The sequence below is a fragment of the Mesorhizobium sp. BR1-1-2 genome (genome assembly GCF_020165435.1).
GTDB lineage: Bacteria > Pseudomonadota > Alphaproteobacteria > Rhizobiales > Rhizobiaceae > Mesorhizobium.
Window position 1 is genome coordinate 288,793 of record NZ_JAIUID010000001.1, and the last position, 14,403, is coordinate 303,195.

Sequence of the window (14,403 nt, forward strand, 5' to 3'; positions counted from 1 at the left end):
TGCTCGTTGTTGGCGAGAAAATGTAAATGTACCAGGAGATAAAGACATGAAAAGTGTCATATTCGTTTCTGCTTTGGCTCTGATGGCTGCGGGTTGTACTGCCACGGAACAGCGAACAGCAGGCACGGCGTTGGCAGGAGCCGGAACGGGTGCGGTCATCGGCGGCCTTGCAAACGGCAGTCGAGGTGCCCTTGTAGGCGCGGCGGTCGGTGGCGGCACAGGGGCTGTGGTCGGCGCCGCGACGGCACCGCGCGCGCATCATCGCGAATGCTGGGTTCGTGATCGCTGGGGCCACACGGTTCGCGATCGTCAGGGTCGACCCATCACAGAACGTTGCTAGGCGCGATGCGTAAGATCAGCTTTATTCCGGTTGACCGATATCGATGAACATTGGTCTGGGCGCTGAGTAAGCTTCCGGACCAATTTCGGAGTTGTCTGTAACGCGATCCAGCCGGCCGGGAACAGACCATACCATGGCAAAGCGAACGCTCTTTGCGCCTACGTATATTCTGGCGGTTATCGCCGTCATATGGGCGCTGCAGGCCGCTGCCTCCATTTTCGCGCCAGTCGTGTGCGCTCTTTTCCTCATCGCGCTGGTGTGGCCATTGCAGCGCAACCTGCAGCGGCTTCTTCCAAAGCTGATCGCACTGGCGATAGTCGTCTGTGTCGTCGTCCTGGCATTCTTCGCCTTTGCATCGATCGCCAGTTGGGGGTTTGGCCGCATTGGCCGATCGGTCCTCGCCGACAGCGCCCGCTTTCAAGGGCTCTACAGTCAACTCGCCGAGTGGTTGGAAGGGCACGGTGTCGTTATGGCCGGCGCCTGGGCCGAGCATTTCAATGTCGGCTGGTTCGTGCGGATAGCTCAGGGTGTGACCGCAAGGCTGAATACCGTGATCTCGTTCTGGATCGTTGTGGTCGTTTACGTGCTTCTGGGTCTTCTCGACGCTGAAGCGGCGGCTCGCAATGCTCGTGTAGCGCTGAGCGCCCAGGCGGCGGACGCACTGATCAATGGCAGCAGTCAGACGGCCTCGAAATGGCGGCGTTACATGCTGGTTCGGACATTGATGAGCCTTGCAACGGGCTCGATGGTCTGGGCGCTTTCGGCGGCTTTCGGATTGCGGTTTGCCGCCGAGTGGGGCGTTATCGCCTTCACCTTGAACTATATTCCGTTTATCGGGCCGTTCGTCGCGACATTCTTGCCGACGCTTTACGCGCTCGCGCAGTTCGGATCGCCACAGGCCGCCGTCTCGATTTTTGCCGGCCTCAACATCATTCAGTTCGTCATCGGCAGCTACATAGAACCGCGGGTTGCCGGTTACGTGTTGGCGATGTCGCCTTTTGTGGTGCTGTTTTCGGTCTTCTTCTGGTCGTTTCTTTGGGGGGTGTTCGGCGCGTTCATAGGTGTGCCCATCACCATCGCGCTGGTTACTTTTTGCTCGCAATCGTCGGCAACCCTCTGGATCGCTCAATTGCTTGGGTCCGCCGATCGGCGGAACGCGTGATAGCCGCTGGGAAACTCGATTGGCCGCGCCCCTAACGACGTCCGGATTCCGCGCCCCGGACGAGGCCGATGACACACACCGACAGGATGCCGCCAAGAAGGCCCGCAATGCCGACGCCGATCAGCACGCGGGGCGTGAGGGTGCCGACACCACGAGCGGTGGCATCGACAGCATTTTCGACGTTGCCGACGAAGTTTGCCAAGGCGGGAATCTGACCAGCCAGCAATGTCAGGGCCAGCCCACCCACGACGCCAGCCGCCGCGACAGATCTCCAGCTCAGTGCAGCCATGCGCCAAAACCGGGCCGTGGCGAAAGCTCCGCCCGCCCCGCAGAGAGCTTCGATCAAAAGCAGGGCCGCTGTCGCAAGGCCGGACATGCTTGCATCGCCCACTTGCTCTCCGGCCATCGCCCCACCGACAAGCAGATTTCCGGTTCTGGATGTTTCGGCGACCGCGCTCAGGCGGTCGCGGTGGCGCCTTGGCCGGCTGTGGCCGTCGCGCGTTGCAATGCATCGCGCAGGACCTGTTCCTTCGTTTCATCCAGCGACGTCTTAAGCACCACACCGCCAAAGGCCTTGATTTCCTTGAGCACCTTGTCCGCCGTCATTTCATGCGCAAGCACGAACAGGGCAGCGTCCCCAGGCTGGATGCTGGCTGACAGATCGCGCATGAACGCATCGTTGATACCTACGTCCGTCAAGGCGCCGCCAAGCGCTCCGGAAGTGGCGCCTACCGCAAGCCCAATGAGCGGATTCAGGAAGAGAACACCGATGAGCAAGCCCCAGAAACTACCGGACACGGCACCTGCCGCTGTCGTATTCACAAGTTGATTGAGCTTTATCGCGCCCGCTTCGGTCTTGGTGGCAATAACCGCGTCGCCAAGCTTAATGATGTATTCCTTTTGAAGCCCTATGAGGCGTTGACGTACCTCTTCAGCCTTGGCCTCGTTCGGATAGACGATGACGATCAGATCGGACATGGGAACTCCTAGGCTAAGACTTCTTCAAGGCCACGTAATACACATCCTCGAAAGTGAAAGATTGAGCCGGAAATCCGAATAGTGTGCAGCACGTCTCATTTTGCTCGCCTGTCGGACCGGCAATCTCCCGGTTCGACATTGAACGTCGACCGCTTCGCCGGTTGCGCTCGGCCCATCGCGACGAATTCTGGTCCGGGCCGTCCGAGCTTCTTCCATACGATCAGCGAGGCCGCGCCGTCTTGAAGGGTGGCTGGTCACCGTCATGCGGCCGTTCGCCATGGTCCAGGACAAAATGAACCCTGCGAAAAGCGGCCGCCGTCGAAGGCCGTCGCGGCACCGGTCACGGTGAAGATGGCTGGATCACCGGGGCGTATTCGTTGGCCGCAAGCCTGTAACGAGCCAGCCCAGGCCGTGAAGGACCAGGTCGATACCCACGAACGCCCCAATCACCCAAACCCCGGTCGATGGCCATCCGATGAGTATCAAGAAGCCCGCCGCGAGACCGAACAGGCCGGAAACAAGCATCATCCATCGGTCGGTGGACAGATAGCGCAGGCTCAAAGACATTCTTCCGAGCCCAGATATCACGAGCACGACACCGAGCACCCATGTGAGGATAATAGATCCCAGCACCGGCAGGCTGATGAGCAGGCAGCCAAAAACGACGTAGAGGATGCCGAGCGTCGTCTGCCAGAGAAAACCACGCCACCCGCCGGCCCAGACGGCAAGCGCAATCTCAAGAAAGCCGGCGCATACGATCGCAATGCCCAGGACGAGCGCGCTGATGGTGGTGGCCAGCGCCAGGTCGCCCAACACGAAGACGCCGGCGAGAATAAAGACGATTCCGATCGCCGAGCTCGCCCATGCAGACTGTCTCGGTTGCTGAGCCTCCGACAACTGTGCCATTCCCGCACCTCCTCCCGGAGTCATCTACGAATGCGATGGAAATCCACCACGCGGCCAGTACGGGCATTCAGGACTATCTCGAAAGTGCTGCCGCCAATACGACGCGCGTGATAAACAAAATTGCGTCCCCTGCAGTCCACGCGACGCACGTCCCTGAAGCCTCTGCTCTGAATCAATCGTTGGCCTTGGACGCAAGTAATCGCGCGGCCGTTATTAAGGTTTGATCCGATATTTATATTTACGGTCACAGCTCCCGCTGGGGACACAGCGGCAAGAGGAATACCAAAGCCGAGTGCGGCACTTAACAGGGCAGCTAGTGCATATCTCCGCATATCTTTCGTCCTCTTTGGTGAATTAAGCCGACATCACGCGCATGCGAACACGTTGTCAATAATTCTGCATGGTGGCTTGGATATTTGGAGACACAATGCCTAGTTTTTGGATTCCTTGCATTTAGCACTTTGGCTGAGCGCCTCTGATTTCGGTTTTATTGCGGAAGGTGTATGTCTTGCGATTAACGGTTGGTTTGACGGACAGAGATCGCCGCGGGTGGCATTGTTCTTGTGACCGGCCGCGCCGAGGCAGCAGGCGTTCAGAAACATTGAAATGCACGAGGAGTCGACGCGAGATATCGAAAGCTGATGAAGTGCGCGACCGAACTGAATAATCTTCGTCAGTTTTCCGGAGGTGAGACGCTCATCCGCCGACGCATGAAGACGGCACAGCTCGACCAACGCCCCACGACAGGCGTCCCTGTACGATGGTCAGCGTCCACTGACCGTTCGAGTACGTCGTTCCTTCCGGTCCTTTGGAGGGCAGGTCGACCTCGGCTGCGTCGTTGACTGATACAGAAGCGCGATCCCCCAGAAGACGCACTGCCAGACGCGTGCCGTCCTCGCACTTGTAATTGCTGACGGGATAGGGATTGCCTACCCCGATCGACGTGGCGAACGCGGAATAATTGAAGCTCACAATCATCACCGCGCCAATTGCCGCGATCGATAGATTTTTTTGCACAATAGTCCTCCCAACTGGCGCATCCGCGTGGATCAAACAGAGAAGCTGTATCAACTGATCGGCAAAAGCCTTCGCGAACTGCGCTTCGAACAGGCGGGACATTTCGGCTAGCTCACGCCAATGGCTTTGCCGGCCTCTGCCAGGTCGGCCTGCACTCTCGTGCAAGCTTGAATTCAGCCGTTGCAGCAAGTGGGCTCGCCAGCCCAAGGAGTCCAGAGGACGCTTAGAAGGGCGATATACACTGCCGGCGTGGACCATTATACGGCTGCCAGCTGTTGTCCGAGACCCGAAAAGAGCGGTAGCGCTGTGAGCACCAGTTCACATGGTTGTTCCAAGCGCTGTGATTGTGCTGGCGGGCAGCCGAAACCGCCATTCCGCCGAGCAGCATTCCGCCAATGAGGCCTGCGGCGACGGCGCCATTATTGTTCCTCGAATGCCGGTGATGGCGTGGCGGACGGGAGGGCCGATAATGGGGTGGCCTGTGGTGCGGTGGCCGTACTCCATGTCCCGGTCGATGGCGGGAAGGCCTCCTTAGGTCAATGTTCGTGACCGTATCGGAAACCGACGGCCTTAGCGCTCCGACGGGCATTGCCCAGGTGGGGGCTGCCAAGCTTGCGATGATCGCGGCGACGATGATGCGCTTCATATGCTTCTCCCGTAAACTTCATCTCCCGCCGTACGCCCCGCCGCTGCGGATGAGATCAAATCCAGGTAACTCTAGGCCAGCACCTCGTTTTCTTGGAATATGCTGTAAATCCCAAACGTGGATCGAGCGTTTATTTCTTGCTTCCGGAATGATGAGACCAGTCGAACAGTATGTCTTTCCGCCGAGGACGCCTGTCGCGACGGGCGCCACCAATGTGCCTTGAATGCCGGTGGTGACGGGAGATGGGAGGGCCATTGGTGTGGCGGCCGTGTGTGGGTCTATGGCGAGCCCGCGACAGACCTCTCGACGCTTCTCCTTAGGCGATGATCATCCCCTGGGGCTTTCACGCTGCTGAGAATCACAGTCCGGGGCGGCCTCTTGGCGTTCCGGTGACAAAGGAGCGCCCAATGACATGCGCGCCACCTTCAAGTGAGCCGCCATGCAATCATTATATAGACAGCTCGCCATGAAATTCGACCTGAAATCGCGGTGGTGCAATCCTCGACTCAACGTCGCGTACACTCCAAATAGATCGGACGGGACATTCACCTTTTCTGGTCTCGATTTCGATTTTCGTGACATCGCAAATCCGCTGGGTTCGATGTCACCGAATAAAAAATGCTTCAATATGCAAGTTACAAATTCGCAATTTTCAAACTATGGAAGTATGTAGTCTTATAAATATTACGAGAGAAAATGACAAAACTTTCATGAAATGGAAATGATGCCGTAATGTGGCTTCTTCTAGCCATCCTGGCAAGGATGCTCAGTGCATCCCACTCAAAAGGATAGGCCATGAATATTTTTCCCAATTCGTATTCCAGAACTCGTCGGCGCTTGGCGGCGGCTGTAGCGTCACTGACCGCTATCGGCATCGGCGCTGTTGTCTCCGGCACTGTCCCCACGCTGGCCGACGCAGTGCATGTCCAGGCGCCGCAGATGCCGAGCTTCGCCGATGTCGTCGAGCAGGTTTCGCCGGCGGTCGTCAGCGTCAAGGTCAAGTCCACGGTCCAGCCGGTCGCTGACGACGGTTCCGACGATCAGGATGGTTTCGAGAGCCTGCCCGACAACCGGCAGCAGCGCGGCTTCAATCATGGCGACGGCAAGCCGCGCCCGGTGGCGCAGGGTTCAGGCTTCTTCATCTCGGAGGACGGATATCTCGTCACCAACAATCACGTCGTCTCGGAAGGCTCGTCCTTCACCGTCGTCACCAGTGACCGCAAGGAACTCGATGCCAAGCTGGTCGGCACCGATCCGCGGACGGACCTGGCTGTGCTGAAGGTCGATGGCGGCGGCAAGTTCACCTATGTCGACTTCGCCGACGACTCCAAGATCCGCATCGGTGATTGGGTGGTGGCAGTCGGCAACCCGTTCGGCCTCGGCGGCACCGTCACTTCCGGCATCGTATCCGCTCGGGGCCGCGATATCGGCGCCGGCCCCTATGACGACTTCATCCAGATCGATGCTCCGGTCAATCATGGCAATTCGGGGGGCCCGACTTTCAATCTCAATGGCCAGGTGATCGGTATCAACACAGCCATCTTCTCGCCGTCGGGCGGCAGTGTCGGCATTGGCTTCGATATCCCGGCCTCGACCGCCAAGCAGGTCGTGGAAGACCTGATGAAGGAAGGCTCCATCAAGCGAGGTTGGCTCGGCGTCCAGATCCAGCCGGTCACCGCTGAAATTGCTGAATCGCTTGGTCTGAAATCCGACAAGGGCACACTGGTTTCGAACGCTCAGGACGCTGGTCCTGGCAACAAGGCAGGCATTGCCGCCGGTGACGTCATCACCCAGGTCGACGGCAAGGATGTCGATTCGCCCAAGGACCTCGCCCGCACGATCGGCGCCTATGCGCCGGGCAAGTCGGTCGATCTTACCGTATTGCGTGATGGCAAAAGCCGGACGATCAAGGTCGATCTCGGCACACTGCCGGCCAGCGACAAGCATGCCTCCGGCGACGACGGCACGCAAGTCGCGCCGGCCAAGGCCGACGCATTGGCCGATCTTGGCCTGACCATCGCCAAGTCAGACGATGGCAAAGGACTGGTCGTCACCGATGTGGATCCCAACAGCGACGCGGCCGATCGTGGCATCCAGCCGGGCGATGTCATCACCGCCGTCAGTTCGGCCAAGGTGAACACCACTGATGACGTCACCAAGGCCATGGCCGATGCAGCCAAGGCCGGCCGCAAGGCCGTACTGATGCAGATCACCCGCGAAGACTCGAGCCGGTTCGTCGCGGTGCCCGTGGGCAAGGCCTGACAGAAGGCGGTCTGGAGCCTGTTGGTTTCGAGGCGCCCGCCCCAAATGCTGCCGCCGCGATAGCCGCGGAACATCCAGCAATTTCCCGCGGCGATGTGTGCCGCCAAGCCGCTGCGGGAACAAGGAGCCGCGCACGTCAATCAGTCGTCGTGCCTCGCTCCTGGCGGCAGCGGGCTCCCTACGCCCGCTGCCGTTTTCCGCCATTTACGTCAGTGGCAAATCGGCTGCGTCGTGAGCCTAAACGGATGTCGGGGCTCGCGGTGATTCTTCTGCTCACCATGTTCGTCAGCACGCTCACGCTCGGCACGGGCCGCACGACGAGACTTCAGGGAGTGTTCCTGCTGATTTCGGCCGTGCCCTGAAGCCTCAGCTAGCCGCCTCTGTCGGCCTGTGCTGCAACCTTGGTGGCAAGATGGGTTTTAAGGGCGGCGAGGTCCTGCCGCGACCAGTCCTTCACGCCCAACACTGCGCTCCAGGCTTCCACATAGTCCTGCGGCGCGTAGACATGGCCGTAGCCGATCGGCGTGGTTGTCGCCACGGCCATATCGAGACCGAGCTGCAGCATGGTCACCACGGGGTACCAGCTCAGTTGCGGCGAGACGTCCGGCCCGCGCGGCGCCTTCATCCAATCCGGCTGCCGGTAGGCGTCGCGATAGTCGAAGAACACGATCGGGTCGCTGGCATATTGCAGGTAGACGATCCTCAGCGGCCCCCAGGGCGTGTCCGGCGCCACCGCCGGGCCGTTCTGGTTCATGAACCGGACCAGGCTGCTGTCGCGGAAGATTGGCAGCCACTGCGGCGAGCCGTTGTTGCGCGTATCGCTGACCGAGCGCCAGGTCCGGCTCTCGAAGGGCGGCCCGCTCCAGAGCGCGCCGCTGATCGGGTCGCTGAATATCTCGAACAACCCGGCCGATCTTTCGGAGTTCATCGCGCCAAGGCTGAGCCCGTGTAGGTAAAGCCTCGGCCGCGATTGCTTCGGCAGGGTGGTCCAGTAGCCGTAGATTTCGAGGAACAGCGCGCGGGCCGTCTCAGCGCCGTATTCCGGCTGCGCCAGCAGCGAAAGCGGACTGCTCAGATAGGAATATTGCGCGGCGACGCTGGCGACATCGCCGCGGCATAGATATTCGAGCGCCTCCATCGAGGCCGGATCGACCCACCCGGTGCCGGTCGGCGTGATGACCACAAGCGTGGATTTGCTGAAGCCGCCCGCCCGCTTCAGCTCCTCCAGCGCGAGTTTCGCGCGGGCTTGCGGACTGTTCGCCGCTCCTAGTCCGACATAGACCCGGACCGGCTGTTGCGCCGGCCGGCCGGTGAAGGTCCCTATCTCGGCGGCGGCGGGGCCGTCCGCGACGAACTCGCGGCCGGCGCGGCCGAGCTCGTCCCACCTGACCAGTGAGGCGGGGCTTCCGGTCCTGGAGGCTTCGCTCGGCTGCTGGCGCTCCGGTTCCATAAGTGCGTCGAACTTGGCGAACGAGGAGTCGAGCGCGCCGAAGATCGCGCGGATCGCGACGTCGCTCACCAGCAACCAGATGAGCAGCACGGCGACAGCGGCGCCGGCGACATTCGCCAGGCGCCGGGGTATGTAGCGTCTCAGTGCCCCGGCGATGGCGCGCACCAGCCAAGCGACAAGGCGCGCCAGCGCCAGCACGACGATGAAGGTGCAAATGGCCAGGGCGCAGACATTGACGGGATGGGCGCCATCGACAGCCGGCATGCCCATCACCGCGCGGATGGAGTTCTGCCACGCGCCGGATCGCCACAGTGCCACAAGGGCAAGGCCCAGGCACGGGACCAGGATGATCGCCTTGGACAGCAAGCGCGGCCGTGGCGGCAGTTCCGGGATCTCGAGATATTTCCACAGCCACCGCAAGGCGACGCCAAGGCTGTAGCCGATGGCGAAGCACGCGCCCGCCAGTACGCCTTGCGTCAGGTCGGTGCGGGGAACGAGCGTCGGCGTCAGGGCGGCCGCGAAGAACAGCATGCCGAGGGCCATGCCGGCACCGGAGAGCGATCGCCAGATACTAAGGAAACGATTGGTTGTCACTTGGGTGTTACGCCTCGAGTTGGACCGCAGGATAAAGTCGGCCTATGGTTTTTATATCTTCGGAGTCGCCCGTCCGCTATTGGCCCCCTAAGCAGTCAGCTCATGTCCTGGGTCAACATGCATCGACCCCTTTGCGCGATAAGACAGAGATACCACGCGTATTAAAAACCAGTGCTCGCCCCGGTCCTTAGGTTCGCCAGATCATACCAGAGAATATGAAGGAAACGGGTTGCCGACCGTGCGCTAACGTGTTGACTTTCCAGTAGAAAACGTCGGCCCTCCGGGCCCGCCATCGTCGTTATTCGCCATCAGGCTACGAAGCGGTTCGCCAATGCGATGGTCTAGACGCTCGCCGATCGCATCCTCTGCGGACGGCAGCTTTGCGCCTCCAACCCGCCGCTTAGCTCCAAACTGCGTGAGCTAGGGAGCAGACGTTGGACTAGCCCGGCCAAAGGCCCTGAAGCCGTGTGGCACCGCGCCGGCAATATTCGTGGACCGAGTGCTACGTTTACCCGGCGCGCTGCTTGAGTTCAGGAAAATCAGGTCTCTGCGCCAATCTTGGCCTCAGGAACATCCCCATCTACCACAGCCTTCTCCGCCACCAGTCAAGAATCCGCAGGCTGTGTGCGCCAGTCATACTCTTGCCGGAACCCAAGGATGTCGCGCAGCTTCCGATTTGAGATCGGTCCCTCGAATACGTCCATGGCGCGTGTGACTGGTATGTTGGGTGCGTGCTTGTCGAGAAATTCCGCCGTCGGCATCTCGGCCACGATGTTGTCGTTGACTGCGTTGAATATCTGGAACCCCAAGCCGTTCCTCTCGATGCACAGATCGACGATCTGGCCGAGATCGCGCACGTCCATATAGGTCCAGCCGTCGCGCCGCCGTTTCGAGGCGTCGGCCAGGAATTCCGGGAAGCGGGCATAGTCCTGCGGTTCGACGACGCCGCCGATCCGCAGGGCATACACGTCGGCTCCAGTACGGGAGGCGAAAGAGCGCGCAATCTTCTCGCCTAGCACTTTGGAGAGACCATAGCTGTCGGTCGGATCGACGTCATAATCCTCGTCTACGGGAAACGATGTGAAATCGCGGTCGCCTTCGGCAAAGCACACGCCGTACACCGTTTCGCTGGAAGCAGTGACGATTTTGCGGATACCAAGCTTGGTGGCGGCTTCGATCACATTGTAGGTCGACTGCACATTGGCGGCGAACATGGCGTTGTCCGGTCGCAGGAATATCCGCGGGATCGCCGCGAAATGGACCACGGCGTCGACCGGGCCGCGGCTCCTTCCGCCGAAATATTCGTCGAACCCGAAATGCAGCGTCAGTGCATTGTAGGTCTCGCCAGCGTCCGCAAGATTGGTGATGACGGTGTCGACGCCCAGCACATCGAGCGGTGTCAGGTCGAGATTCAGAACCTGATGCCCGCGCTCGAGCAGATAGGGTATGACGTGCCGGCCGATCTTGCCGCTGCCGCCGGTGAAGATGATCCGCTTGCCCATGGGTCCCTCACAACGGATTTGTTTGATCGGGCAGTCCGCCCGGTCCGGTCGTCAGCTATTCAAAGATGCCGAAGCCTGGCACGGCGTGCTTGCGAACGCCTTCCACGTCGAGCTCGACGCCGATGCCAGGTACGTCAGACACCACGATGTGGCCGTCCTCGACGATCGACTTCGCGCCGTCCGGAAGGCGCACATAACTGTCCCACGCCTCCCGCTCTTCAAGCGCGTGCCACTCCAGAACGAGGAAGTTCGGAACGCTGGCGCAGACATGGCATGTCGCCATCGTGCCCAGCGGCGTCGACACCAGATGCGGCGCGAACGGCACATAGTACATCTCGGCGAGATTCGCGATCTTGCGGCTTTCCGCAAGGCCGCCGCATTTCGGCACGTCGGGCATGATGACGTCGGCGCCATAGTTCTGGAACAGTTCGCGGAAGCCCCAGCGCAGGTAGAGATTTTCGCCGACGCAGATCGGCGTCTTGGTCCGCATGCGGATCTGCTTCAGGGCCTCGACATTTTCCGCCGGGATCGGCTCTTCCAGCCAGAGAAGGTTGAAGCGTTCCATCTCGGCCGCTATGCGGCTGGCGCTGAGCACGTCGTAGCGCGCGTGCAGGTCGATGCAGAGATCGACGTCGGGGCCGACCGCATCGCGGACCGCTGCGACACGCTCGACCATGAAGCGCAGTTCGGCGCCGTTGATGGTATGGTTCACCGCGTCGAACTTCGCCGGATGGCGCAGATTGTCGATGTCGAATTTCAGCGCCGTGAAGCCTTCCGCCACCATGCGGCGCGCGCGTGCCGCGCATCCCTGCGGCGATCCCGATTCCTCATCGCCGTCACCGCAGTCGGCATAGAGTCTTATCCGATCGCGGAACTTGCCGCCGAACATGCGATAAAGCGGCTGGCCGGCGGCTTTCGCCGCCACGTCCCACAGCGCCATCTCCAGCCCGGTCAGCGCGATCAGAAAGATGCCGGCCTGCGCACCGGAAAACACATGGTCACGGCGAATCTTGTCCCAGCAATATTCGACATTTCGCGGATCCTGGCCGATCAGCTCCGACTTCAGTTCCGAAATCAGCCCGACGATTGCGGCGGCGCCTGCATCGGGATTTGCTTCGCCATAACCGGAGATGCCGGCGTCCGTATCGATGCGGATCAGGGTCGCCTTGCCGTGATAGGCGACGACCGCTGTCTTGATGTCCGTGATCTTCATCGAAACCTCCTCCCCGTGACGGCGCGCGGCGCCCTTCAAACGCATATCGTCAACCTAAGTCAACTTGTCCAATAAGCATACAAGATGAGAAGATGAGACGTAAACCCCCTTTGAACGATTTTGCGCAAATGCACCTCGCAGCGGAAGGTATCGTTGAATCATTTGGGAAATTCGTGGCTCCGCGCCAAGCGAAATAAATACGCCGGAGCCTACTTGTTAGACGAGTATATAAGCGTATAAATTGGATGCCAGCAGGGTGATAGCCCATACATGCTGCCAATCAGGAGGAACAGGATGCAACAGCGACAGTTGGGATCGTCGCCGGTCAAGGTATCGGAGATCGGTCTAGGCACTTGGGGTATGTCCGGCGCCTTTTGGGGCGCGGCCGACGACGAGGAATCGATCCGGGTGATCCGACGCGCCGCGGAACTTGGCATCACGCTGATCGACACCGCCGAAGCCTATGGACATGGCCATGCCGAGGAGATCGTCGGAAAGGCACTGGCCGGCCGCCGCGACAAGGCCGTTATCGCGACCAAGGTCGCGCCCAATCATCTCGAACCCGCCATGATTGAGGCGGCGCTCGACGGTTCGCTGAAGCGGATGCAGACGGACTATGTCGATATCTATTTTGTCCACTGGCCGAACTCGGATTTTCCGATCGGCCCGACCATGGAGATGATGGAGCGGCTGCGGTCGTCCGGACGTATCAAGGCAGTCGGCGTCTCGAATTTCAGCACCGCCGACATGGACAACGCTCGTCAACATGGCGTGATCGACGTCCTCCAACCACCCTACAACATGCTGTGGCGCGAGGTTGAGGCTGAGACGCTGCCCTATTGCCGCAAGCATAATATCGGCGTGATGCCCTATAGTGGTCTCGCCCAGGGTTTGCTTACCGGGCTGTTGTCGCCGGACACTAAATTCGTCGAAGGCGATGAGCGCCGCACCACCGTTCTGTTCCAGCCGGGCACCTACGAGCGCGCGGTTGACGCCGTCGACGCCCTGAAGCCGATTGCGGCGCGCTACGGCAAGACGGTTCCGCAACTTGCGATCCAGTGGCTTACCAGCAGGCCGGGCGTGAGTTCGCCGCTGGTCGGCGCGCGCACGGTCAAGGAACTCGAGGAAAATGCCGAGAGCGCAGGCTGGGCGATTTCCGACGCGGACGTCGCGGCCATCGACAAGATTACCGGACCGGTATGGGCGGAAATCAAAGACAAGGGCGACATGTTCGGTTTTCGCGCGCGCCAGCGCCAGGAACAGCAAGCAAAAAGCGCCTGATATCGGCCGCGTCCTCCCGGCGCGCAGCGGCGCGGCCAGCCCGATTGCTGGCTGCGCCGCTCGGGAGCGTCGGCTGGCGATTTCTTATGGGGGCAGGCCAACGGCCGTGGTGATCTTCAGGTGCCGGCGCATCGCCTCTTCCGCCCGTTTTGCATCACGCGCCACGAGCGCCTCGTAGATCGCTCTGTGCATCTCAGTCGCCGAGGGCAGGGCATGAGGCACCTGGTTGCTGATGCGCCTGCTTGCCATCTGCCACCACCGGGACGAGTACATGAAGCGGTCGAGGATCCTATTCTTGGCTGCCCGGCAAATCTCCATGTGGAAATCCAGATCGAGTTTCAGATAGGCGTCCGCATTGTCTTCGCTGGCCGACATCGCTGCCAGCAGGGTGCCAAGACGCTCAAGGTTTTCTTTGGTCATATGCTTGGCCGCGATGGCGGTGATGGCCGGTTCGATGATTATCCGCGTCGCGTGCGCTTCCGCCAAGATCTCGCGGGTCTGCTCGGGCGGCAGCCAGTCGATAAGCAATGGACTGAGGTAGTCCCATTCGTCTGCGGGACGCAGCACCACGCGCCGTCCCTGCGCGATTTCGATCATGTCGAGAGACGCCAGGATCTTGAGCGCTTCCCGCGCCACCGCGCGCGAAACCCCGAACTCCTGAAGGATCTGCTGCTCCGACGGTCCCTGGCCGCCGGCGACGCCGCCGCTGGCGATGCGGCGCGCGAGCACGCCGGCCACCTGCTTGGGCAAAGTTTGAAGCTTGACCTCCATGGCATCCATCATTAACATCCACTTGTCTGATAAGCTTATAGGCTGATAGCTAGATATGCAGTCAACTTATCTCATGGTGCTCACTAGCCTATAACTCGGCCTGCGTGAAGGGAGGATCGAACGGTGGAGGTCGTCCCATCCCGGTTCCCGTCGTCCGAGATCAGGATCGAGACGCCTTCGCGAACGCCCCAGCCGCGTTGGAACAAGGTGCCTGATCGCCCGGCGGGCTCGCAAGCGTCGTTCGGGACGTAATCCAGGCAATCTCGCTGCGGGAGGAGCAA

General features: G+C 60.6%; 13 protein-coding genes. 4 read left to right on the forward strand and 9 right to left on the reverse strand.

The features are described 5' to 3' along the window. Positions 1 to 82 precede the first annotated feature (82 nt). Together LB551_RS30075 and LB551_RS01455 are read left to right on the forward strand one after the other, a co-directional pair. Entirely contained in the window at positions 83 to 340 is a 258-nt protein-coding gene (locus tag LB551_RS30075) for a YMGG-like glycine zipper-containing protein (protein WP_348640082.1), read from the forward strand. A gap of 133 nt (positions 341 to 473) precedes the next feature. After that, positions 474 to 1,502, forward strand: a complete 1,029-nt coding sequence (locus LB551_RS01455) for an AI-2E family transporter (protein WP_140552127.1) — start codon at positions 474 to 476, stop codon at positions 1,500 to 1,502. Between the two features lie 31 nt (positions 1,503 to 1,533). Here the strand turns inward: LB551_RS01455 and LB551_RS01460 are convergent, their stop codons facing one another. The 5 genes from LB551_RS01460 to LB551_RS30015 all read right to left on the reverse strand — a co-directional run bounded on the left by LB551_RS01460 (position 1,534) and on the right by LB551_RS30015 (position 5,049). Then, positions 1,534 to 1,878, reverse strand: a complete 345-nt coding sequence (locus LB551_RS01460) for a hypothetical protein (protein WP_224657949.1) — start codon at positions 1,876 to 1,878, stop codon at positions 1,534 to 1,536. An 80-nt stretch (positions 1,879 to 1,958) separates the two neighbouring features. After that, positions 1,959 to 2,480, reverse strand: a complete 522-nt coding sequence (locus LB551_RS01465; RefSeq protein WP_224657950.1) for a DUF1269 domain-containing protein — start codon at positions 2,478 to 2,480, stop codon at positions 1,959 to 1,961. Positions 2,481 to 2,840: 360 nt separating this feature from the next. Beyond that, entirely contained in the window at positions 2,841 to 3,386 is a 546-nt protein-coding gene (locus LB551_RS01470; protein ID WP_224657951.1) for an HdeD family acid-resistance protein, read from the reverse strand. A 696-nt stretch (positions 3,387 to 4,082) separates the two neighbouring features. Continuing rightward, positions 4,083 to 4,505: a hypothetical protein gene (locus tag LB551_RS01475; RefSeq protein ID WP_224624164.1), complete on the reverse strand. Its 423-nt coding sequence runs from the start codon at positions 4,503 to 4,505 to the stop codon at positions 4,083 to 4,085. 121 nt (positions 4,506 to 4,626) lie between these two features. Next, positions 4,627 to 5,049 carry a BA14K family protein gene (locus LB551_RS30015; protein ID WP_140552122.1) on the reverse strand — a complete coding sequence of 141 codons (423 nt, stop codon included), beginning with the start codon at positions 5,047 to 5,049 and terminating at the stop codon, positions 4,627 to 4,629. A 795-nt stretch (positions 5,050 to 5,844) separates the two neighbouring features. Between LB551_RS30015 and LB551_RS01485 the strand changes: the two genes are divergently transcribed. Then, the gene (locus tag LB551_RS01485; RefSeq protein WP_224657952.1) at positions 5,845 to 7,311 is read left to right on the forward strand and encodes a Do family serine endopeptidase; all 1,467 of its coding nucleotides are present in this window, start codon (positions 5,845 to 5,847) and stop codon (positions 7,309 to 7,311) included. Positions 7,312 to 7,681: 370 nt separating this feature from the next. Here LB551_RS01485 and LB551_RS01490 read toward each other — a convergent pair whose 3' ends face one another. The 3 genes from LB551_RS01490 to LB551_RS01500 form a co-directional block, all read right to left on the reverse strand. Further along, positions 7,682 to 9,304 (reverse strand): alpha/beta hydrolase, encoded by a 1,623-nt coding sequence (locus tag LB551_RS01490; protein WP_224658181.1) that lies wholly within the window; start codon positions 9,302 to 9,304, stop codon positions 7,682 to 7,684. A gap of 656 nt (positions 9,305 to 9,960) precedes the next feature. Continuing rightward, positions 9,961 to 10,857 carry an NAD-dependent epimerase/dehydratase family protein gene (locus LB551_RS01495; protein ID WP_224657953.1) on the reverse strand — a complete coding sequence of 299 codons (897 nt, stop codon included), beginning with the start codon at positions 10,855 to 10,857 and terminating at the stop codon, positions 9,961 to 9,963. A gap of 55 nt (positions 10,858 to 10,912) precedes the next feature. Beyond that, positions 10,913 to 12,070 carry a mandelate racemase/muconate lactonizing enzyme family protein gene (locus LB551_RS01500; protein ID WP_224657954.1) on the reverse strand — a complete coding sequence of 386 codons (1,158 nt, stop codon included), beginning with the start codon at positions 12,068 to 12,070 and terminating at the stop codon, positions 10,913 to 10,915. A 294-nt stretch (positions 12,071 to 12,364) separates the two neighbouring features. Between LB551_RS01500 and LB551_RS01505 the strand changes: the two genes are divergently transcribed. After that, on the forward strand, positions 12,365 to 13,351 hold the full coding sequence (locus LB551_RS01505) for an aldo/keto reductase (RefSeq protein ID WP_224624168.1): 987 nt from the start codon (positions 12,365 to 12,367) through the stop codon (positions 13,349 to 13,351). Positions 13,352 to 13,435: 84 nt separating this feature from the next. Here LB551_RS01505 and LB551_RS01510 read toward each other — a convergent pair whose 3' ends face one another. Beyond that, positions 13,436 to 14,131 (reverse strand): FadR/GntR family transcriptional regulator, encoded by a 696-nt coding sequence (locus LB551_RS01510; protein ID WP_224624169.1) that lies wholly within the window; start codon positions 14,129 to 14,131, stop codon positions 13,436 to 13,438. Positions 14,132 to 14,403: the final 272 nt, after the last annotated feature.